Below are 21340 nucleotides of genomic sequence, written 5' to 3' on the forward strand. Positions count from 1 at the left end.
ATCGTGCCTCGTTTTGCCGCGTATTAATCGGCGCGCTGCTGTGAGCCAGGATTGCATCGTCGAGGCGCCACTATAAAGGAAGCACACGCCTTGAGCCTATCCGACCAGCCGGTCACAAACTGAATGACGCCGCATTACAGATTATTGACGTACGACACTCGTGCAATTGCAAAGAGGTGCTAGCATAGAGCCACCAGTCGATCTCAGCTTTTACCCTAACTAGTAGTCAGGATATGACCGAGCCAGAAGACCCCAGCCGTGAGCGCCTCAAGCACCACTTTGCCCAGCGGGTAATTCATCAGGCACGTCAAATTCTTGAGATCTGGCAGCGCCTGCAACGCAGTGAGTGGTCCATCACCGACTTATCGGAACTGAGCGAGGCGAACCTGCGCCTGTTGCGGTTTGCCGAGCGCTTCGAACAACCGGAACACACTCAACTGGCGCGCCACATCGGCCAGTCGCTGGAGGCTGTCGACGCCAATCGCGGACGCCTGAGCAGCGGGCTGATCACCGACCTCAATCGCTTGATGCAGCGCCTGTCGCGTACCGGCCTGCGGCATGGCGATCAGTACGAACAAACCTTCCTGCCGCCGTTGCGCAAGCCGATCTACGTGATGCTGCAGGATCACGACCGCGCTGAGCGCCTGGCCAAGCAACTGGAATTTTTCGGGCTCAGCGCCCAATCCCTCGACAGCGTTGCCGCGTTCCGCGCCTCGATGGTCGAGCGTTTGCCCGCTGCAATCGTCATGGACGTGGACTTCAGTGGCCCCGGTATCGGCCTGAAACTGGCCGCCGAAGCCCAGGAAGGTCTCGATCATCGCCTGCCGCTGTTGTTCTTCAGCCTGCACGAAACCGACACCCCAACCCGCCTGGCCGCCGTGCGCGCCGGCGGCCAGGAGTTTCTCACCGGCACCCTGGAGGCTTCGAGCCTGCTGGAGAAAATCGAAGTCCTGACCTGCGTCGCCCAGTACGAACCTTATAAAGTGCTGATCATTGACGACTCCCGCGCCCAGGCCCTGCACACCGAGCGCCTGCTCAATAGTGCCGGGATCGTCACGCGCACGTTGATCGATCCGATTCAGGCCATGGCCGAACTCTCGGACTTTCAGCCTGACCTGATCATCCTCGACATGTACATGCCGACCTGCACCGGTACGGAACTGGCCAAGGTGATCCGTCACAACGACCGTTACGTCAGCGTCCCGATCATTTACCTGTCGGCCGAAGACGATCTGGACAAGCAGCTCGACGCGATGAGCGAAGGCGGCGACGACTTCCTGACCAAACCGATCAAGCCGCGCCACCTGATCACCACCGTGCGCAACCGCGCGGCGCGGGCACGCAATCTGAAAGCCCGGATGGTCCGCGACAGCCTGACCGGCTTGTACAACCACACGCACATTTTGCAATTGCTTGAAGACTGCAGCTTCCGCTCCCGCCGTGAGAACAAGCCGCTGAGCTTTGCGATGCTCGACATCGACCACTTCAAACGGGTCAACGATAGCCACGGGCATCCTATGGGCGACCGGGTGATCAAGAGCCTGGCGCTGTTCCTGAAGCAACGCCTGCGCAAGACCGACTTCATCGGCCGCTATGGCGGTGAAGAATTCGCAATCGTCATGCCTGACACCGACCTCGCATCGGCTTATGCCGTGCTGGATGAAATTCGTCAGCGCTTTGCCGAAATCCACTATCCGGCGCAGCCTCAAGACCTGTGGTGCACGTTCAGTGCCGGCGTGGTGGAGTTGTGCGAGCACTCCGACAGCCTGATGATGGCCAGCCAGGCAGACGAGGCGCTGTACAGCGCCAAGGACGCCGGACGAAATCGTGTTCAGGCGGCGCGAACGTCACAGCAAAGTGCCACTTTTTCATCAGAATCCACCGATTCGGTCATAACCCTGTAACACAAACGCAATAAATTCAGGCGCTTACCATTCTGCCGTTGGTAGATCCGCTATGCGCCTGAAGCTGCTGACCAATCTCAACACCCTCCTTTTAGTCGCCGTGTGCGTGGCCCTTGGCGCCACGCTGTGGTGGTCGCAAAAGGCCTTGGAGCGCCCCTATCTGTTGATGGAGCGTTACCTGGGCCTGTCCCAGCAATTTCAGAATGAAGTCGCGCGCAATATCGAGGACTACCTCGCCAGTGGCGATGCCCTGCGCCTGAGCAGCGCCAGCCAGGCGATTGATGTCTTGCAAAAAGATCTGGCCGAGCTGCCACCGGCACTGGCCGAGACCTTGCGCCCGAGCCTGTCGACGCTGGATGAGTTCAGCAAAACCGACCTGTTGGCCGCCGGCAAACTCGCGGGCGACCCGCAGGCATTGCTGCTGCAAGCCGAGCGCGAACTCGGCGCCAGTCTTGACCAGCTCAACCAGTACGCCAGCGCAAACGCGGCTTACCTGACGCCGCTGCTCGCCGCTTCTCAACATCTGGGCAAACTCTCTCTGGCCCGGGACAAACTGGTCAGCAGCGGCCGCAGCGAACTGGCCGCCGACGTCGAGCGTGAAGTGGCCAGCATCCGTGCTCAGGCGGAACTGCTGGCCAGCTTGCCGTTGCTCGGCGTAGCCGCCAAGACAGAGTCCAGCACCGATGATTTCGCCTCGATGATGGGGTTGGAGAACAACGAGAAAGCCGCCGCGGAAGACGCTGGTGTCGGCCTCAAGCGTGAACTCAACAGCCTGCTCACACGCTACCCGGCCGAGCTGTCGCGCACCCGTGATCAGATCCAGAAACGCACCGACCTCAGTGCCGCCACACACCTGAAAATCGCCGCCGTGCAGCAAGCGATTGCCGGACTCGAACCGGTGGTCCGCGCGCAGCACGGGCAGATTCAGGGCGAAGTGCGCTTGATGCAGGGTGTGATGATCGGGCTGATCCTGCTGATCGCACTGCTCATCGATACCCTGCAACGACGCCTGGCCCGAACCCTGACCAACCTGGCGCCAGCCCTGTCCATCTGGGCCGAAGGCGACTTCAGCCGCGACATCGAGCTGGGCAATACCAATCGCGAATTGCATGACATACAGGCGTCGCTCAATCGCTTGCGCGCCTACCTGGTGGATCTGGTCGGGACCATTCGTCTCAACGCCGAGCAGGTCGCCGGCAGCAGCCGAACCCTGGCCGACCTGAGTAACGACCTGCACAGCGGCGCCGAACATCAAGCCGGCGACACCGCCCTGATCCGCGATTCCCTTGGTGAACTGGAGGCGACCATTCAACAAGTCGCCGGCGATGCCAGCCAGGCCGCGGATGCCAGTCGCCATGCCGGCCTGGCGGTCGAACACGGTCAGAAAGTCATTGGCCTGAGCCTGACCGGCCTGCATGCGCTGGTGGGTGAAGTGCAGGGCAACGCGCAGATGATCGAGCACCTGGCGGAAGAGTCGGCGACCATCGGCGGCGTGCTGACAGTAATCCGCTCGATTGCCGACCAGACCAACCTGCTGGCCCTGAACGCCGCCATCGAAGCGGCCCGCGCTGGCGAGATGGGGCGCGGGTTTGCGGTGGTGGCGGAAGAGGTTCGCTCACTGGCGCAACGCACCGCAGGCGCGACAGCAGAGATCCAGACACTGATTGCCGGCCTGCAAACCGCCGCGCGTCAGTCGGTAGAGGGCATGCGCGCGCAGGTCGAACACGCCGAAGCCACGGCCAGTCAGGCGCAGGCGGCAGATGGTGCGCTGGATAAAATCGTCGGCGCGATCCAGACCATTGCCGACACGGCTGTGCGCATCGCCGATGTCACCGCCCAGCAGAGTGGCGCGGTCAGCGAGATTCGCGATCACAGTGAGCGCATCCATCAATTGGGTGGGGATAACTTGCTGCGCATTGGTGAAGGGCGTGAGCAAGGGGAGAATCTGTTGGTGCTGGGCGGGCGGCTGCGTACCGCCGTTCAGGCTTTCCGCGTCTGATAGACCCCTTTCGCGAGCAAGTTCGCTCCCTCAGGGATATGCGTTCCCCCTGTGGGAGCGAGCTTGCTCGCGATGGCGTCGGTACAACCACCACCGAACGCCCCGCCCTGCACACCCGCGCGCCGTCCGCTATCATGCCCCCAATTCCGATACGCGAGATTGTCATGCGCCGTTTGCTCTGCCTGCTGCTTTTAGTGCTCGCCCTGCCGGCCACCGCCGCCGGGTTGCTGGACACCCGACCCAGCTCCACCCTGGGCTCGATCAACAACAGCGCCGACTTCCTGCCGGTGCGCGAAGCCTTTCAACTGAGCCTGGTAGACAGCACGCCGCAATCGATCAAGCTGCGTTTCGTCGCCACCGAAGGCTATTACCTCTATCGCCATCGTTTCCAGTTTCGGGCTGACCCGGCCGAGGTAACGCTGGGCGTCGCCCAACTGCCCAAGGGCGAACAGAAGCACGACGAGTACTTCGGCGATGTCGAGGTGTATCACGGGATCATCGAGGTGGAACTGCCGCGCACCGATCAGCGCGCCTTCACGCTGGCCGTAACCTATCAGGGTTGCGCCGACAAAGGCCTGTGCTATCCGCCGGAAACCGAACGCCTGAGCATTAATGGCATCGGTGCTCCTGATCAGGCCCCGACGCAAAACTGGGGATGGCGTGAACTCGCGCTGTTTTTCCTCGCCGGCCTGGGTCTGACGTTCACGCCTTGCGTATTGCCGATGCTGCCCATTCTTTCCGGTGTGGTGTTGCGCGGTCAGGTCGGTGGTTTGCGCGGTTTCAATCTGTCTTTGGCCTACGTGCTGCCGATGGCCGCCTGCTTTGCCCTGCTGGGTGCACTGATGGGCCTGTTCGGCGCACAACTCAATCTTCAGGCGCGCCTGCAATCGGCCTGGGTGCTGGTGCCGTTCGCGACGTTTTTTGCGGTATTTGCCCTGGCCATGTTCGGCGTATTCGAACTCAAGCTGCCGCACGCCATCAGCAGTCGCCTGGATCGCATTGCCGGGCGCACGGAAGGCGGTTCGCTGTGGGGCGCCGCGGTGCTGGGCGTGGTGTCGAGCCTGCTGGTTTCGCCCTGCGTTTCGGCGCCGCTGGCCGGTGCGCTGCTGTACATCAGCGCCAGTGGCGATGCATTGGGCGGCGGTTTGAAGCTGTTCATGCTTGGCCTCGGCATGGGCGCGCCGCTGTTGCTGGTGGCTACCGGTGGCGCGGCCTGGCTGCCGAAAAGCGGGCCATGGCTGGTCTATGTGAAAAACGCGATTGGCGTGTTGTTACTGGGATTGGCGATCGGCCTGCTCAGCCGCGTACTGCCGGGCCAGATCACCTTGCTGCTGATCGGTTTGCTGGCCGGTGGTGTCGGCTTGTTCATGGGCGCGCTGGAGTTCGTCTACAAACCCCCTCGAAAACGCCTTGGCCAGTTGCTCGGGATGTTCCTGCTGTTTTACGCATTGGCCTGCTGGTTCGGGGCGTTCAGCGGACAGACCGATCCATTCAACCCCATCGGCCAATCGCGTGCGATTGCAGGTAACGCGCCTGCGCAAAACGCCGGTACCTGGCAAACCATCAACACGCCCTCAGAACTGGATCGCGTGCTCGCCGATGCTCAATCCTCCGGCACCCCGCTGTTGCTCGACTGGTACGCCGACTGGTGCATCAGTTGCAAAGTCATCGAACACGAAGTGCTCAACGACGCCAACGTCATCGAACGCCTGCAAGGCTATCGACTGGTTCGTTTCGATATCACCGCCAGCAATGCCGAACAACGCGCCCTGCTCGACCGTTACAAACTGTTCGGTCCTCCGGCCCTGATGTTTTTCGGCAAGGACGGTGTTGAGCGTGCCGATGTGCGAGTGATCGGCGAGATCAACGCCAAGGACTTCGCCGAACGTGTTGCGAAGGCAAATGACCGGATTTAATCAGCCGGTCACATATTTCGCGCAAACATCGGCTATCGTGCTGGCTATTGCATAGAACTGGACAGTCACAAAGGCTTTGCGGCATAGTCGCCGGGTTCTGACACTTGCACACAGATAACAAGGAACAGCAGATGGCGACCCTATTGGTGCTGCACGGCCCCAACCTGAACTTGCTCGGCACCCGTGAACCGGGCACCTATGGCGCTACGACACTGGCGCAGATCAACCAGGACCTGGAACGCCGCGCCCGTGAAGCCGGCCATCATCTGCTGCACCTGCAAAGCAACGCCGAGTACGAATTGATCGACCGCATTCACGCCGCTCGTGGCGAGGGTGTGGACTTCATTCTGATCAATCCAGCAGCTTTTACACACACAAGTGTCGCATTACGTGACGCGCTGCTGGCGGTGAGCATCCCATTCATCGAAGTGCATTTGTCTAACGTGCACAAACGCGAACCTTTCCGCCATCACTCTTACTTCTCCGACGTAGCGGTGGGAGTGATCTGCGGCCTTGGCGCCAGCGGTTATCGACTGGCCCTGGAGGCCGCCCTGGAACAGCTTGAACCACAAGCTATACGCCCCTGACCGACCCTTGGGAGTTGATGATTCATGGATATCCGTAAAGTTAAGAAACTGATCGAACTGCTGGAAGAGTCCGGCATCGACGAGCTCGAGATCAAGGAAGGCGAAGAGTCCGTACGTATCAGCCGTCATAGCAAGACGCCGGCTCAGCAATACTACGCACCTGCTCCAATGCAGCACGCTCCGGCACCTGCGCCTGTTGCTGCTGCTCCGGCTGCCGCCGCTGCACCTGCTGCACCGTCCGCACCTGTCCTGAACGGCACCGTAGCCCGTTCGCCGATGGTCGGCACTTTCTATCGCAAATCTTCGCCATCCTCGCCTTCGTTCGTTGAAGTTGGCCAGACCGTGAAGAAAGGCGACACCCTGTGCATCGTCGAAGCCATGAAGATGATGAACCACATCGAAGCTGAAACCAGCGGTGTGATCGAATCCATCCTCGTCGAAGACGGCCAGCCGGTTGAGTACGACCAACCGCTGTTCACCATCGTTTGAACCGCGGAGAAACTTTGATGACTGCGAAGTTGGAAAAAGTTCTGATCGCCAACCGCGGTGAGATTGCCCTGCGGATCCTGCGTGCCTGCAAAGAGATGGGCATCAAGACTGTCGCCGTTTACTCCAAGGCTGACAAAGAGCTGATGCACCTGGGCCTGGCAGACGAATCCGTCTGCATCGGTCCGGCCTCGGCCGCGCACTCTTACCTGCACATCCCGGCAATCATCGCCGCAGCTGAAGTGACCGGCGCTACCGCCATTCACCCAGGCTACGGTTTCCTTGCGGAAAACGCTGATTTCGCTGAACAGGTCGAGAACTCCGGCTTCGCCTTCATTGGCCCGAAAGCCGACACCATTCGCCTGATGGGCGACAAGGTATCGGCCAAGCACGCCATGATCGCTGCGGGCGTTCCAACCGTTCCGGGTTCCGACGGCCCGCTGCCTGAAGACGAAGAAACCGCTCTGCGCATCGGTCGCGAAGTCGGTTATCCGGTGATCATCAAGGCCGCTGGCGGCGGCGGTGGTCGCGGCATGCGCGTTGTGCATAAAGAAGAAGACCTGATCTCCTTTGCAAAACTGACCCGCACCGAAGCTGGCGCGGCGTTCGGCAACCCGATGGTCTATCTGGAAAAATTCCTGACCAACCCACGCCACGTGGAAGTCCAGGTACTTTCCGACGGCCAGGGTCACGCCATCCATCTGGGCGACCGCGACTGCTCGCTGCAACGTCGTCACCAGAAGGTTCTCGAAGAAGCGCCGGCACCGGGCATCGACGAGAAAGCACGCCAGGAAGTCCTCGCTCGCTGCGTCAAGGCGTGCATCGACATCGGCTACCGCGGCGCCGGTACCTTCGAGTTCCTTTACGAGAACGGCCACTTCTACTTCATCGAGATGAACACTCGTGTCCAGGTAGAGCACCCGGTTTCGGAAATGGTCACCGGCATCGACATCGTCAAGGAGATGCTCAGCATCGCCGCTGGCAACAAGCTGTCGTACACCCAGGACGACGTGGTGATCCGCGGTCACGCCCTGGAATGCCGTATCAACGCCGAAGACCCGAAAACCTTCATGCCGAGCCCAGGCACGGTCAAGCATTTCCACGCACCAGGCGGCAACGGCGTTCGCGTCGATTCGCACCTGTACAGTGGTTATGCCGTTCCGCCGAACTACGATTCGTTGATCGGCAAGCTGATCACCTACGGCGCAACCCGTGACGAAGCCATGGCGCGCATGCGCAATGCGCTGGACGAAATCGTTGTCGACGGGATCAAGACCAACATCCCGCTGCACCGCGACCTGGTCCGTGATGAAGGCTTCTGCAAAGGGGGCGTGAACATTCACTACCTCGAGCACAAGCTGGCAGGCGAGAAGCACTAAGCTTCGACCCGATCAACAAAGCCGCCTTCGGGCGGCTTTGTTGTTTCTGGGTATTTCTTATGAGCTGCTACAGGGGCGCGCTGCACATGGCTTCTGCGTTTGGAGCCACCCCACTCCCACAAAACCTCCGCGCTCGCGTAAACTTGCGCGCTTCTCGCAGCCCGCTAGGCTGCAATCAATATTTTTCAAAGGTGCCCGCCATGCCTTGGCTGCAAGTCCGTCTCGCCATCAGCCCAGAACAAGCCGAAACCTACGAAGACGCTTTCCTTGAAGTGGGCGCCGTGTCGGTGACCTTCATGGACGCCGAAGATCAGCCGATCTTCGAGCCAGAACTCAACACCACGCCGCTGTGGTCGCACACGCACCTGCTGGCCCTGTTCGAGGGCGGCACCGAAGCCGCCAGCGTATTGGCCCACCTTGAGCTGCTGACCGGCAGCCCGCTGCCCGAGCATCACAGCGAAGTGATCGAAGACCAGGATTGGGAACGCAGCTGGATGGACGGCTTCCAGCCGATGCGTTTCGGTCAGCGCCTGTGGATCGTCCCGAGCTGGCACGCCGCACCCGAGCCTGACGCCGTGAATCTGCTGCTGGACCCGGGCCTGGCGTTCGGCACCGGCACCCACCCCACCACCGCGCTGTGTCTGGAATGGCTCGACGGTCAGGACCTGAAAGACTGCAACGTGCTCGACTTTGGCTGCGGTTCGGGGATTCTGGCGATTGCCGCCTTGCTGCTAGGCGCCAAGGAAGCCGTCGGCACCGACATCGACGTGCAGGCCCTGGAAGCCTCTCGCGACAATGCCGGGCGCAACAACATCGACGAAGCGCTGTTCCCGCTGTACCTGCCTGAAGACCTGCCACAGGTGAAGGCCGACGTACTGGTCGCCAACATCCTCGCCGGCCCGCTGGTTTCTCTGGCACCGCAACTGTCCAGCCTGGTCAAGCCGGGTGGTCGCCTGGCGCTGTCCGGGATCCTTGCAGAACAAGGCGAAGACGTTGCCGCCGCCTACGCTCAAGACTTCGATCTGGACCCGATTGCCAATCGCGATGGCTGGGTGCGCATCACCGGCCGTCGGCGCTAGAATGAACGCCTGCATAAACCGGATCGCCGCATGACCGACAGCTTCGTCACCCAGTGCCCGCATTGCCAAACCAGCTTCCGCGTCAGCCATGCTCAGTTGAGCGTGGCACGCGGAGTGGTTCGTTGCGGCTCGTGCTTGCAAGTGTTCAACGCGGCCAAGCAGCTGCTTGAGCAACGGGCCGACAAGGAAGCCGTCAAACCGGTAACCCCGGCCATTGTTGAGCCACCAGCGCCACGCGCGATCAGCCAAAAGCAGTGGACGGCCTCCGAACTGGATCTGGACAGCCTGGACCTGGACGAAGAACTCGCCCGGCTCGAACAGCGGGAGATCCAGCCGACCAAGGAGTTTGGCCGGCACCGCGAAGACGGCCTCAGCGCCCGGCGCGACTCTAGCGAGCACGACGAAGAACAGTGGTCCGACAGCCTCTTCAGCGAATCGGCCGCCGACCGCGCCCAACCGGTAGAGACCGAACACCCGGAAACAGCCCCCGAACCGGACAACCACGAACGCACCGAGCCTTCGTTTTCGCTGGAACCGGTTGATCTCGATGATGAACCCCAGGTGCCTCATCTGCGCCTGCACGACCCTCTCGACGCCCCGCTCAACCATGAACGCCTGTCGGCAACCGAGGCGCTCGACGACGACCTGCCGTCGATCGAACCGCTGCGCAAACGTCGCGAGCGCAGCGAGCCGGGCGTGCGCGCCGAGGTATTGCAGGACCTGACCGATGACCCACTGCAACTGGACTGGCAAAAACGTCGCTCCCCCTGGGGCCGACGCTTGTTCTGGATGCTGCTGGTCTTGCTCGGCGCTGCGGCGCTGGCCGGCCAATACATTGCATACCATTTCGACGAATTGGCCCGCCAGGACCAGTACCGCCCCTGGTTCCAGCAACTGTGCCCGCAACTCGGCTGCACGGTGCCATCCAAAGTCGACATTGCAAAAATCAAAAGCAGCAACCTGGTGGTCCGCAGCCATCCGGAGTTCAGTGGCGCGCTGGTGGTCGATGCGATTATCTACAACCGCGCGCCGTTCTCGCAGCCCTTCCCGCTGCTGGAGCTGCGCTTTGCCGACCTCAATGGCCACTTGATCGCCAGCCGTCGCTTCAAACCCGGCGAGTACCTCAACGGCGACCTCGAAGGCATGGCGGAAATGCCACCGCAAACGCCGATCCACATCGCGCTGGATATTCTCGACCCGGGCGCCAAAGCGGTGAACTACAGCCTGAGCTTCCACTCCCCCGAGTGAAACGCTTCACCGCTACAAGCCTGGCGGCAGATTTCTGACTGGGACCGTCCGTACCAAACTGCTGGCAATAACAGAATAACTGTTCAGATTTTGTTCAATTCAGCCTTTATCCAGTCATCGAGAGCGGGTATCATGCCAACCCTTTTTCGAACTCTAATGATCCGGCCCCACAACAGGGAAGTCCTATGTCGGCGGTACGCATCGGTCCATACACATTGCAAAACGGCTTGATTCTCGCCCCGATGGCGGGAGTCACCGACCAACCCTTTCGTCAGCTGTGCAAGCGATTGGGTGCGGGGCTGGTTGTCTCGGAAATGGTCACCAGCGACATGAGTTTATGGAACACCCGCAAGTCGCGGATGCGCATGATCCACGAAGGTGATCCCGAGCCACGCTCGGTCCAGATCGCCGGTGGTGATGCACAGATGCTGGCGGACGCGGCCCGGGCCAACGTCGAGCTGGGTGCGCAGATTATTGAAATCAACATGGGCTGCCCGGCGAAGAAGGTCTGCAACAAGGCTGCCGGTTCTGCGTTGTTGAAGGATGAAGCATTGGTCACCGAGATCCTGCAGGCCGTCGTGGCTGCGGTTGATGTGCCGGTGACCCTGAAGATCCGTACCGGCTGGGACCGGGACAACAAGAATGGTTTGACGGTGGCGAAGATCGCCGAGCAGGCAGGCATTACGGCGTTGGCGGTCCATGGCCGCACCCGTGCCGACCTCTACACCGGTGAAGCCGAGTACGACACCATTGCCGCGATCAAGCAGGCGGTGTCGATGCCGGTCTTTGCCAACGGCGATATCGATTCACCAGAGAAAGCCCGGTACGTGTTGGACGCGACCGGTGCCGATGGCTTGTTGGTAGGCCGGGCAGCCCAAGGGCGGCCATGGATTTTTCGCGAGATCGACCATTTCCTGCGTACCGGCGAGAAACTCCCGGCGCTGGAATTGATCGAGGTGGAACGCATTCTGCTAGAGCATCTGGCTGCCCTGCACGTCTTCTATGGCGATGTCATGGGTGTCCGGATCGCTCGAAAGCATGTGGGCTGGTATCTCGCAACCTTGCCGGGCGCCAGGGAGTTTCGCGCCCACTTCAATCGTTTGGAAGATACGGAAGCACAATGCGCCAACGTTCAGGGCTTCTTCGCCGAACGTTACAAGAGCCTGACAGGGGACGGAGAAGGGGTGGCCGCATGACGATGATGACCGAGACTTTAGTGAGTGGAACAACACCCGTGAGCGACAACGTGAATTTGAAACAGCACCTCAATACGCCCAGCGAAGAAGGTCAGACCCTTCGCGGGAGTGTCGAGAAGGCGCTGCACAATTATTTCGCCCACCTTGAGGGCGCTGCCGTCACGGATGTGTACAACCTGGTGCTCTCCGAAGTCGAGGCTCCCCTGCTCGAGTGCGTGATGAACTACGTCAAGGGCAACCAGACGAAGGCCAGCGAGCTGCTCGGACTCAACCGGGGCACGCTGCGCAAGAAACTCAAGCAGTACGATTTGCTGTAAGCATTCAATCAAACCAGAAAGGCGCCCGCGTAAAAACGGTCGCCTTTTTTGCTGACTCCTTTGCTTTTGATGGAAATTGAAATGACCGACCAGACTACCCGCCTGCCGATCCGCCGCGCCTTGATCAGCGTTTCCGACAAGACCGGGATCCTCGAATTCGCCAAAGAGCTTGAAGCCCTGGGCGTCGAGATCCTCTCTACCGGCGGGACGTTCAAGCTGCTGCGTGACAACGGTGTTGCCGCAGTGGAAGTCGCGGATTACACCGGTTTCGCAGAAATGATGGACGGTCGGGTGAAAACCCTGCACCCGAAAATCCACGGCGGAATCCTCGGTCGTCGCGGTATCGACGACGCGATCATGAACGAGCACGGCATCAAGCCGATCGATCTGGTCGCGGTCAACCTGTACCCGTTCGAAGCCACCATTAACAAGCCAGGCTGCGACCTGCCGACCGCCATCGAGAACATCGACATTGGCGGCCCGACCATGGTCCGTTCCGCGGCCAAGAACCACAAAGACGTGGCCATCGTGGTCAATGCCAGCGATTACGCCAGCGTCCTCGAAGGCCTCAAGGCCGGCGGCCTGACCTACGCTCAGCGTTTCGACCTGATGCTCAAGGCGTTCGAACACACCGCCGCCTACGACGGCATGATCGCCAACTACATGGGCACCGTGAACCAGGCCGCTGACACCCTCAGCACCGAAGGTCGCAGCGAATTCCCGCGCACCTTCAACAGCCAGTTCGTCAAGGCTCAGGAAATGCGCTACGGCGAAAACCCGCACCAGAGCGCGGCGTTCTACGTGGAAGCCAAGCCTGCCGAAGTCGGCATCGCCACCGCGACCCAGCTGCAAGGCAAAGAACTGTCGTACAACAACGTGGCCGACACCGACGCCGCGCTGGAATGCGTGAAGAGCTTCGTCAAGCCGGCCTGCGTGATCGTCAAGCACGCCAACCCGTGCGGCGTGGCCGTGAGCCCGGACGCCGAAGGCGGCATCCGCCAGGCCTACGAACTGGCTTACGCCACCGACACCGAATCGGCGTTCGGCGGCATTATCGCCTTCAACCGCGAACTGGATGCCGAAACGGCCAAAGCCATCGTCGAGCGTCAGTTCGTCGAGGTGATCATTGCCCCGTCCGTCAGCGAAGAAGCCCGCGCCATCGTTGCAGCCAAAGCCAACGTGCGCCTGCTGGCCTGCGGCGAATGGTCGGCTGATCGCGCCGCTGCCTGGGATTACAAACGCGTCAACGGTGGCCTGCTGGTGCAGAGCCGCGACATCGGCATGATCAGTGCCGACGACCTGAAAGTCGTGACCAAACGCGCCCCGACCGAACAGGAAATCAATGACCTGATCTTCGCCTGGAAAGTCGCCAAGTACGTGAAGTCCAACGCCATCGTCTACGCCAAGAACCGTCAGACCATCGGTGTCGGCGCGGGTCAGATGAGCCGTGTGAACTCGGCGCGTATCGCTGCGATCAAGGCGGAACATGCTGGCCTGCAGGTAGCCGGTTCGGTAATGGCTTCCGACGCATTCTTCCCGTTCCGCGACGGTCTGGACAACGCCGCCAAGGCGGGCGTGACTGCCGTGATTCAACCGGGCGGTTCGATGCGTGATGCTGAAGTGATTGCTGCGGCCGACGAAGCCGGCATTGCCATGGTCTTCACCGGCATGCGCCACTTCCGTCACTGATTCAACTCGATCCAAATGTGGGAGCTGGCTTGCCAGCGATAGCATCCCCTCGGTCTAACTGATGAACCGAGTCGCCTGCATCGCTGGCAAGCCAGCTCCCACAGAAAAGCAGCTCCAACGCTGCCCACAGAATTTGCGTCATCCGAGGTTTTTTGAAATGAATGTTTTGATCATTGGCAGCGGTGGCCGTGAACACGCACTGGCCTGGAAAGTGGCTCAGGATCCGCGTGTGCAGAAAGTGTTCGTGGCCCCTGGCAACGCCGGTACCGCCATCGAAGCCAAATGCGAAAACGTCGCCATCGACGTGCTGGCTCTCGAACAGCTGGCAGACTTTGCCGAGAAAAACGTTTCCCTGACCATCGTCGGCCCGGAAGTGCCCCTGGTGGCTGGCGTCGTCGATCTGTTCCGCTCCCGCGGCCTGGATTGCTTCGGTCCGACCGCTGGCGCGGCCCAGCTGGAAGGTTCGAAAGCCTTCACCAAGGACTTCCTCGCTCGCCACAAAATCCCGACTGCCGATTACCAGAACTTCACCGAGATCGAGCCAGCCCTGGCTTATCTGCGTGAAAAAGGCGCGCCGATCGTGATCAAGGCCGATGGCCTGGCCGCCGGTAAAGGTGTGATCGTTGCCATGACCCTGGCCGAAGCCGAAGACGCCGTGCGCGACATGCTCGCGGGCAACGCGTTTGGCGATGCGGGTTCGCGCGTAGTGATCGAAGAATTCCTGGACGGCGAAGAAGCCAGCTTCATCGTCATGGTCGACGGCAAGAATGTGCTGCCAATGGCCACCAGCCAGGACCACAAGCGTGTCGGCGACGGCGACACCGGCCCGAACACCGGTGGCATGGGCGCTTACTCCCCTGCCCCGGTCGTGACTGCCCAAGTGCACCAGCGGGTCATGGACCTGGTGATCTGGCCGACCGTTCGCGGCATGGCCGAGGAAGGCAACGTCTACACTGGCTTCCTGTACGCCGGCCTGATGATCGACAAGGCTGGTAACCCAAAAGTCATCGAATTCAACTGCCGTTTCGGCGATCCTGAGACCCAACCGGTGATGCTGCGTCTGCAGTCGAGCCTGGTGTTGCTGGTCGAAGCGGCTCTGGCGCAAGCGCTGGACAAGGTCGAAGCGCAATGGGATCCACGTCCGAGCGTCGGCATCGTGTTGGCCGCTGGCGGTTATCCGGGTGACTACGCCAAAGGCGTGGCCATCAACGGTCTGGATGCAGCCGCCGCACTGGAAGGCAAAGTCTTCCACGCCGGTACTGCACTCAAGGACGGTCAAGTGGTCACGGCCGGTGGTCGGGTGCTCTGCGCCACGGCCATGGGCGCCAGCGTCGATGAGGCTCAGCAGCAAGCTTACAAACTGGCGGCAAAAATTGACTGGGAAGGCTGTTTCTATCGCAAGGACATTGGCTACCGTGCCATTGCCCGTGAACGTGGCGAAAGCCAGGAGTAAGGCCATTCATTCGGCCGGGCAAGGGCCGCTGGTCCTTGCCCCACTATTCCGGCACCGCGCATAGTTATAATCTGGCATCAACCTACGAAGGGATTTCGCCGTGCGCAGGCTCAGGATTGCCATCAGTCTCACCGTCACTCTGCTGACCTTGCTCTGCATGCTCCCGGCCCAGGCCGGTCAAGGCAGTGGCTGGGCAGTATTGCTCGACGAACAGGGCGACCTGCAGCTAAGCGACATTCGTTCTGCTCGCTACACCAATCAATTCAGCCCCATCGAACTCGATCGCCTCACGGCGGCCGAGCCCGATGGCGCGTTATGGCTGCGTTTCAGGCTGGCCCCCGGCAAGCATGAACAATTACTGCGGGTGTTCGCTCCCGACCTGTCGTCGCTCAAACTGTATGTACTCGATGGCGACAAACTGATCGATCAAGTGCAAACAGGAACCGTGCAACGCCAGGCTGACCGCCCCCTGCCCAGCAGCGATTTCATGTTGCCGCTGCCGCAAAGTGACACCCCCCTCGACGTCTACTTGCGACTGGTCTCCGACCATCAGCTACGGCCCTACATCACCCTGCAATCGGCGGTCATGACCGCGGCCGATCAGAATCAGACATTGCTCTATGGTCTGCTGTTCGGTTGCCTCGGCATGCTGATCCTGCACAACTTTGTCCGTTATGCCTACACACGCTCGCGCAGCAGCCTCTGGCTGGCCTGGTGTGAAGGGTTGTTGATGCTCAGCTTGCTAATGCTGCTGAACCTGGCCGGGCCATGGTTGCCGAACTGGCACGCCATCCAGACGCCTGGTGCCTACCTCGCGTTACTGATGACTGCGCCGAGCGGCCTGATGCTCGCCTGTCGCTTCTTCGCCCCGCTTGGCCCGCACCCGCTGAACAAACTGCTGCTGGCGGACATTCTGTTCATCATCGTCTGCGGCCTGCTGTTATTGTTCGTCAACACACTGCCGCTGAATATCATCACCTATGCCCTGGTTGCTCTGGCAGGCCTGAGCATGTTGTTCGTCAGCGCCTATCACTGGCAAAAAGGTTATCGTCCGGCGCGGTTTTTCGTTGCGGCGATGGTGGTGTTCAACATTGGCACCCTGATCATCCTGCCCGCCCTGTTGGGACTGACTCAGGTCGCGCCGCAAGGCCTGATCACTACGCTTCTGGTGTTCGTTTGCATCAGCGGCCTGCTGATGAGCATTGCCCTGAGCGAACGTCAGCGCAGCATCACTGAAGATCGCTTCAGCGTCAGTCGCGACCTGGCGGCCAGCAACGCGGAGATCAACGCCAAGGCCGAATTCCTGGCGAAAATCAGCCACGAAATCCGAACCCCCATGAACGGCGTGCTCGGCATGACCGAGCTGCTGTTGGGCACACCACTGTCGGTCAAGCAACGCGACTATGTGCAAACCATCCATAGCGCCGGCAACGAACTGCTGACGCTGATCAACGAGATCCTCGACATCTCCAAGCTCGAGTCAGGGCAGATCGAACTGGACGATGTGCAATTCGACCTCAACGCCTTGATCGAAGACTGCCTCAGCATCTTCCGCGCCAAGGCCGAGCAGCAAAATGTCGAACTGATCAGCTTTATTCAGCCGCAAGTGCCACGCGTCATCAGCGGTGACCCGACACGCCTGCGCCAGACTCTGCTGAGCCTGCTGGAAAACGCGCTGAAGAAAACTGAAGAAGGCGAGATCCTGATCGTTGTCGCCCTTGACGAACGCAGTGCCAAACCACGGCTGCGCATCGCCGTGCAGGACAGCGGTGTGCCGATGGAAGCCGAAGAACGCGATGCCCTGATGCACGCCGAACTGCACAGCAAGCACTTCCTCTCGGCGACGAGTCTGGGCGGCAATCTGGGGCTGGTGATCGCGCGCCAGCTGATCCGCCTGATGCAGGGCGAGTTCGGCATCAAGACCGGCGCCAACCAGGGCAGTACCTTGTGGCTGACGCTCCCCCTGGACCCGGACCGGCTTGAACACCCGACCTCCGACCTCGATGGTCCGCTGCAAGGGGCGCGCGTGCTGGTGGTGGACGATAACGACACCTGCCGCAAAGTACTGGTGCAACAATGCAGCGCCTGGGGCCTGAATGTCAGTGCCGTACCGTCCGGCAAGGAAGCCTTGGCATTGCTGCGTACCAAGGCTCATTTGCGCGACTACTTCGACGTGGTCTTGCTGGACCAGAACATGCCCGGCATGACCGGTATGCAACTGGCCGCCAAGATCAAGGAAGACCCGAGCCTCAATCACGACATTCTGCTGATCATGCTGACGGGCATCAGCAATGCACCGAGCAAGATCATTGCACGCAACTCCGGGATCAAACGCATTCTCGCCAAACCCGTGGCTGGCTACACCCTCAAGACCACCCTCGCGGACGAGCTGAATCAGCGCAACAAAGGCCTGGCGGTTTCACATCACCTACCTGCCGGCCCTGCACTTCCGGTCAAGGTCCCGAGCGACTTCCGCATCCTGGTGGCGGAGGACAACACGATCTCGACCAAGGTGATTCGCGGCATGCTCGGCAAGCTCAACCTGCAACCGGACACCGCCAGCAATGGCGAAGAAGCCTTGCAGGCGATGAAAGCCCAACGCTACGACCTGGTGCTGATGGATTGCGAAATGCCGATCCTCGATGGCTTCTCTGCCACCCAGCAACTACGCGCCTGGGAAGTCAGCAATCAACGCACCCGCACACCGGTGGTGGCATTGACGGCCCACATTCTCGCGGAGCACAAAGAGCGTGCGCGCCAGGCCGGCATGGACGGGCACATGGCAAAACCGGTGGAGTTATCGCAGTTGCGCGATTTGATCGAGCATTGGGTGGCGCAGCGGGATGAGCAAAACCGGGTAGCCGTTAATACGCCCTGAGCGGACAGTGCAGTAGTGCCAAAGCGACGAAACCTCGTCGGTAAGCGTGCCTTACCACTCGGTGTTTGGCGAGGACACCGCCCGTATCTGCTCTTCACGAAAAGGAGCCACAGCCATCGCAATCCGTCCACGCCACGAGTCATAAGCAGCTGAATCCAGCACAGCGACACACCCTTTAAACTCGATTTCCCCGACGATGTCATCGGTTAGAAAGTTTTGCTCGATGATCGAACTCGAAAACGCTTCACGGGTAATGAAACTTACCGTCAGATAGATTAGCCGAGCACCCGCCACGACAATTCCAAACTGCAACCGGACCGTGGTCAGTTTCGAGACCGGATCTTCGGCTATCGAATAATATCGCAGTAACGTACGGGCCAAATGGTGCGGTGAAAGTCTGGACACTTCGATAAACGCGCGACCCACAGCATCGACATATTCAGCGGAAAGAAAACGACGGACTTTGGACGCCACTGCCTGGCTGACCGTCTGGGGCAATAGATCTGGATCAGACCTGAACGAGCCTTCGAAATCCTGAATACGCGACCAACCAAATTTATTAAGCTGCGAGCGATAACCCCCCCACCACTGCTCATACCCGTCCAATCCTGGCTGCTCTGCCGCCGCCGCAAGCTGCATGAATAACGTTGAATCCAGTACATCAGTACACTCACGCGCACTGAGCTCATGCGACAGGAGTAAAACGCTCCCACCATCAATATAAACGGCGTAATTAAAATCCAGCATAAGATTCACTTCCGGACTAAAAAAAACCGGAGACAAATGCCTCCGGCCTTTTTGTTACTTACTGGCTAAAATGGCTTGAAACGCACGCTCATCAAGCTCGTCCAGATAGGCATTCACCGTCGTCTCCCTTGTACCAGGGTAGTCTTCCTCATGAATGACCAAATACGCCGTGTCCTGGTAAACGTCCACCTCGGAACTTTTCCATTCAACGAACAGCACACCGCCATCTTTACCAGGTTCTTTGGAATAGTTGACTGCTGCGACAGCCATGTTGACGGAACCCTCCTTGTCCTGTGCACAGGAGGCCACACCAAAGCGGCGACCCTGATCTTTCTCTACAGAGCGATTGAAAAGGTTGAGCGCCTTTTCATCCTGTTTGAGGGATCCCAGTGTGTCAGCGACAAGCGAGGGGATACCAATACCTCCAGCGACGCCCTTCACTACGCCGCTAATAATATCGACCGCTACATTGGCCATGGTCAGACTTTGTGTCTTCTTTTCATACGCCTTGGACACCTGAACGACTTTGGTCCACTTCAACGCTGTCAGTACACTGATCAGAAACTGAAAGCGTTGTTCGATCTGATGCTTGGCCGGGTACTTGTTAGTGGCCATGATTTCGGCAAACCGATAAGTATTTAGCGCGATTCGTTTGTTGCGCCGACTCATCCCGTCAAACATACCGATGACGTTAGGGCCGTCGACAACTGCTTGAATATCGTCGAGATTGATAATGCTCGACCCCGAACGTGCGGAAAAACCTGCAACCCGCGGTTTAGCCATTGAAGCAGGGTAACTTTTAACCAAGTCAGAAATAAACGCTGCTTGTTCCGACTCAGCCAACACTTGTACTTCATTCACAATTTAACTTCCTGTTAATTAATATGAGCAAATCCAGCTCGAAGACAACACTACCTAACCCCAGCCTATAACTCAACTCAGAACACATACAAATAATTACCGCCCCAGAAAACAGCACATGAACAACCAAACTAATATTCAACTAACTTGTTTGACCATGCGTTAGCCGCGAGACAGCAAATCCATAAACTCCTTACCCTCCAACTCCGTTAACGCGTCCTGCAACTCCTTGCGGTTTTGCTCAATGACCCGCTGCCGAATGGTAAATTGTCGAACACGGATATCCAGTTGCGCCATCGAATGCCCCACGCTCCAAAAGCCCGTGGACCAATCCAGTTTCAGTAGACGAACATGGCTCAAAAATATCCCCAGGGAGCCGTCCGGCTCACGGTCGGTGGGCAATACTTCAAACGCACCGAAGGCTCTCACTCTGGCGGCGAACGTTCCTTGCAACACTTCATCGCTCTGCAGCATGTTTAAGGCATTTTCAAGCGTTGCAAGCTTGCTGCGTGCAACCCTGCTGGACATGACGTCCAGATACGCTCGCGTCACACTTCCGGAGAACTTCCTGTCAATCACCTCCACCAGGGGTTGATCAAGCCCCCAGCCGATAGACCACATTACCCCGGAGTAGTATTCGAACCACTCAGCCGCCTGTTTGACACTGTTGTATTTTTGGTCCGCCCGGGCTTTGGCATATCGAACGCTGTTTTTGACGAACTGCCTGTCCTGACTCGACAGCTGAGCGCTTAAACCCAGCAAACTATTGTGCAAAACCGCGGCGCCATTTTGCGGCGTAATACCCCGAGTAATGTCTTGTGATGCAAATTCCATTTTGATGCTCCTTTTTTCATTCCATTGATTGATTTAACGCTGCGCAGAATCTTCTCCTGCGATTGAAAAAACGCGGCACAACTCCCCGTCTGTTAGCCGACAGCCCCCGTACCGCCTGATAGACTCCCCTCGACTTCCCTGACCTGAGAGCGACCACCATGCTCCACGTGTTATTCAGCGTTTACCTGAAGATGCTGGTGCTCTACAGCCCGTTCTTCGTGTTGTCCTGCTTCATCAGCCTGACCCGCGGTTATTCACGCAAGGAACAGCGTCGGCTGGCCTGGAAAGTGGCCACCGCGACGCTGGTGTCCAGCGTCTTGCTGTACTTGTTCGGACGGGTGATTTTCAGTGTCTTCGGCATTACCGTGGATGCGTTCCGCATCGGTGCCGGCAGCGTGCTGTTTATCTCGGCACTGGGCATGGCCCAGGGCAAGTCGGCGGTGCAGACCGACAATGTGCAGCAGGACGTGACGATCGTCCCGCTGACGATTCCATTGACGGTCGGCCCCGGCACCATCGGTGCCTTGCTGGTGATGGGCGTGAGCCAGCCACACTGGGACGACAAACTCACGGCCATTCTCAGCATTGCCCTGGCCAGCTTCACGGTCGGTGTGGTCCTTTATTTGTCCAACCGCATCGAACGGATTCTTGGAGACCAGGGCTTGCAGATTGTCAGCCGATTGATGGGATTGTTTGTGTGTGCGCTGGCGGCACAGATTATCTTCACGGGTGTGAAAGGTTATCTGGTGCCGTAATCAGTGCGGGAA

Annotated in this window: 17 protein-coding genes; 14 read left to right on the forward strand and 3 right to left on the reverse strand. The window is 59.4% G+C overall.

Annotated elements, in window-relative coordinates; all coding sequences use genetic code 11:
* Nucleotides 1-233 precede the first annotated feature (233 nt).
* The 13 genes from AB4N43_RS13490 (at nucleotide 234) to AB4N43_RS13550 (ending at nucleotide 18131) form a co-directional block, all read left to right on the forward strand.
* Nucleotides 234-1904: a diguanylate cyclase gene (locus AB4N43_RS13490; RefSeq protein ID WP_460154143.1), complete on the forward strand. Its 1671-nt coding sequence runs from the start codon at nucleotides 234-236 to the stop codon at nucleotides 1902-1904.
* Nucleotides 1905-2859: 955 nt separating this feature from the next.
* A complete protein-coding gene (locus tag AB4N43_RS13495; protein WP_460154211.1) occupies nucleotides 2860-3903 on the forward strand; it encodes a methyl-accepting chemotaxis protein in 1044 nt (347 codons plus the stop codon).
* A 164-nt stretch (nucleotides 3904-4067) separates the two neighbouring features.
* On the forward strand, nucleotides 4068-5819 hold the full coding sequence (locus tag AB4N43_RS13500; protein WP_027921896.1) for a protein-disulfide reductase DsbD: 1752 nt from the start codon (nucleotides 4068-4070) through the stop codon (nucleotides 5817-5819).
* A gap of 131 nt (nucleotides 5820-5950) precedes the next feature.
* The gene (gene aroQ / locus AB4N43_RS13505; protein ID WP_027921897.1) at nucleotides 5951-6406 is read left to right on the forward strand and encodes a type II 3-dehydroquinate dehydratase; all 456 of its coding nucleotides are present in this window, start codon (nucleotides 5951-5953) and stop codon (nucleotides 6404-6406) included.
* A gap of 24 nt (nucleotides 6407-6430) precedes the next feature.
* Complete coding sequence (gene accB, locus AB4N43_RS13510; RefSeq protein WP_027921898.1) at nucleotides 6431-6895, forward strand: acetyl-CoA carboxylase biotin carboxyl carrier protein; 465 nt, start codon at nucleotides 6431-6433, stop codon at nucleotides 6893-6895.
* A gap of 17 nt (nucleotides 6896-6912) precedes the next feature.
* Nucleotides 6913-8271 (forward strand): acetyl-CoA carboxylase biotin carboxylase subunit, encoded by a 1359-nt coding sequence (accC, locus tag AB4N43_RS13515; RefSeq protein ID WP_027921899.1) that lies wholly within the window; start codon nucleotides 6913-6915, stop codon nucleotides 8269-8271.
* Nucleotides 8272-8471: 200 nt separating this feature from the next.
* Nucleotides 8472-9350, forward strand: coding sequence for a 50S ribosomal protein L11 methyltransferase (prmA, locus tag AB4N43_RS13520; protein ID WP_027921900.1), 879 nt, complete (start codon nucleotides 8472-8474; stop codon nucleotides 9348-9350).
* A gap of 30 nt (nucleotides 9351-9380) precedes the next feature.
* The gene (locus tag AB4N43_RS13525) at nucleotides 9381-10598 is read left to right on the forward strand and encodes a DUF3426 domain-containing protein (protein ID WP_027921901.1); all 1218 of its coding nucleotides are present in this window, start codon (nucleotides 9381-9383) and stop codon (nucleotides 10596-10598) included.
* 185 nt (nucleotides 10599-10783) lie between these two features.
* Complete coding sequence (dusB, locus tag AB4N43_RS13530) at nucleotides 10784-11794, forward strand: tRNA dihydrouridine synthase DusB (RefSeq protein ID WP_460154144.1); 1011 nt, start codon at nucleotides 10784-10786, stop codon at nucleotides 11792-11794.
* Nucleotides 11791-12111 (forward strand): DNA-binding transcriptional regulator Fis, encoded by a 321-nt coding sequence (gene fis / locus AB4N43_RS13535; protein ID WP_007907419.1) that lies wholly within the window; start codon nucleotides 11791-11793, stop codon nucleotides 12109-12111. Before dusB ends, fis begins: the two co-directional genes overlap by 4 nt.
* 81 nt (nucleotides 12112-12192) lie before the next feature.
* Nucleotides 12193-13800 carry a bifunctional phosphoribosylaminoimidazolecarboxamide formyltransferase/IMP cyclohydrolase gene (purH, locus tag AB4N43_RS13540; RefSeq protein WP_027921903.1) on the forward strand — a complete coding sequence of 536 codons (1608 nt, stop codon included), beginning with the start codon at nucleotides 12193-12195 and terminating at the stop codon, nucleotides 13798-13800.
* Nucleotides 13801-13957: 157 nt separating this feature from the next.
* A complete protein-coding gene (purD, locus tag AB4N43_RS13545; protein ID WP_027921904.1) occupies nucleotides 13958-15253 on the forward strand; it encodes a phosphoribosylamine--glycine ligase in 1296 nt (431 codons plus the stop codon).
* A gap of 100 nt (nucleotides 15254-15353) precedes the next feature.
* Entirely contained in the window at nucleotides 15354-18131 is a 2778-nt protein-coding gene (locus AB4N43_RS13550; RefSeq protein ID WP_027921905.1) for a hybrid sensor histidine kinase/response regulator, read from the forward strand.
* Nucleotides 18132-18182: 51 nt separating this feature from the next.
* Here AB4N43_RS13550 and AB4N43_RS13555 read toward each other — a convergent pair whose 3' ends face one another.
* The 3 genes from AB4N43_RS13555 to AB4N43_RS13565 form a co-directional block, all read right to left on the reverse strand.
* Complete coding sequence (locus AB4N43_RS13555; protein ID WP_027921906.1) at nucleotides 18183-18878, reverse strand: hypothetical protein; 696 nt, start codon at nucleotides 18876-18878, stop codon at nucleotides 18183-18185.
* Nucleotides 18879-18932: 54 nt separating this feature from the next.
* Complete coding sequence (locus AB4N43_RS13560) at nucleotides 18933-19739, reverse strand: hypothetical protein (protein WP_027921907.1); 807 nt, start codon at nucleotides 19737-19739, stop codon at nucleotides 18933-18935.
* Between the two features lie 162 nt (nucleotides 19740-19901).
* Complete coding sequence (locus AB4N43_RS13565; RefSeq protein WP_059181698.1) at nucleotides 19902-20573, reverse strand: ShlB/FhaC/HecB family protein; 672 nt, start codon at nucleotides 20571-20573, stop codon at nucleotides 19902-19904.
* Between the two features lie 158 nt (nucleotides 20574-20731).
* Here AB4N43_RS13565 and AB4N43_RS13570 point away from each other — a divergent pair, with 158 nt between their 5' ends.
* Nucleotides 20732-21328: a MarC family protein gene (locus tag AB4N43_RS13570; RefSeq protein WP_007937197.1), complete on the forward strand. Its 597-nt coding sequence runs from the start codon at nucleotides 20732-20734 to the stop codon at nucleotides 21326-21328.
* The last annotated feature ends 12 nt before the right edge of the window (nucleotides 21329-21340 follow it).

Source organism: Pseudomonas sp. S2_B07, from assembly GCF_054668435.1.

Excerpts from the sequence above, each read along its gene's own strand:
- AB4N43_RS13490 (WP_460154143.1), top strand. The coding sequence starts at position 234 with ATGACCGAGCCAGAAGACCCCAGCCGTGAGCGCCTCAAGCACCACTTT.
- AB4N43_RS13495 (WP_460154211.1), top strand. The coding sequence starts at position 2,860 with ATGATCGGGCTGATCCTGCTGATCGCACTGCTCATCGATACCCTGCAA.
- AB4N43_RS13500 (WP_027921896.1), top strand. The coding sequence starts at position 4,068 with ATGCGCCGTTTGCTCTGCCTGCTGCTTTTAGTGCTCGCCCTGCCGGCC.
- aroQ (WP_027921897.1), top strand. The coding sequence starts at position 5,951 with ATGGCGACCCTATTGGTGCTGCACGGCCCCAACCTGAACTTGCTCGGC.
- accB (WP_027921898.1), top strand. The coding sequence starts at position 6,431 with ATGGATATCCGTAAAGTTAAGAAACTGATCGAACTGCTGGAAGAGTCC.
- accC (WP_027921899.1), top strand. The coding sequence starts at position 6,913 with ATGACTGCGAAGTTGGAAAAAGTTCTGATCGCCAACCGCGGTGAGATT.
- prmA (WP_027921900.1), top strand. The coding sequence starts at position 8,472 with ATGCCTTGGCTGCAAGTCCGTCTCGCCATCAGCCCAGAACAAGCCGAA.
- AB4N43_RS13525 (WP_027921901.1), top strand. The coding sequence starts at position 9,381 with ATGACCGACAGCTTCGTCACCCAGTGCCCGCATTGCCAAACCAGCTTC.
- dusB (WP_460154144.1), top strand. The coding sequence starts at position 10,784 with ATGTCGGCGGTACGCATCGGTCCATACACATTGCAAAACGGCTTGATT.
- fis (WP_007907419.1), top strand. The coding sequence starts at position 11,791 with ATGACGATGATGACCGAGACTTTAGTGAGTGGAACAACACCCGTGAGC.
- purH (WP_027921903.1), top strand. The coding sequence starts at position 12,193 with ATGACCGACCAGACTACCCGCCTGCCGATCCGCCGCGCCTTGATCAGC.
- purD (WP_027921904.1), top strand. The coding sequence starts at position 13,958 with ATGAATGTTTTGATCATTGGCAGCGGTGGCCGTGAACACGCACTGGCC.
- AB4N43_RS13555 (WP_027921906.1), bottom strand. The coding sequence starts at position 18,878 with ATGCTGGATTTTAATTACGCCGTTTATATTGATGGTGGGAGCGTTTTA.
- AB4N43_RS13565 (WP_059181698.1), bottom strand. The coding sequence starts at position 20,573 with ATGGAATTTGCATCACAAGACATTACTCGGGGTATTACGCCGCAAAAT.
- AB4N43_RS13570 (WP_007937197.1), top strand. The coding sequence starts at position 20,732 with ATGCTCCACGTGTTATTCAGCGTTTACCTGAAGATGCTGGTGCTCTAC.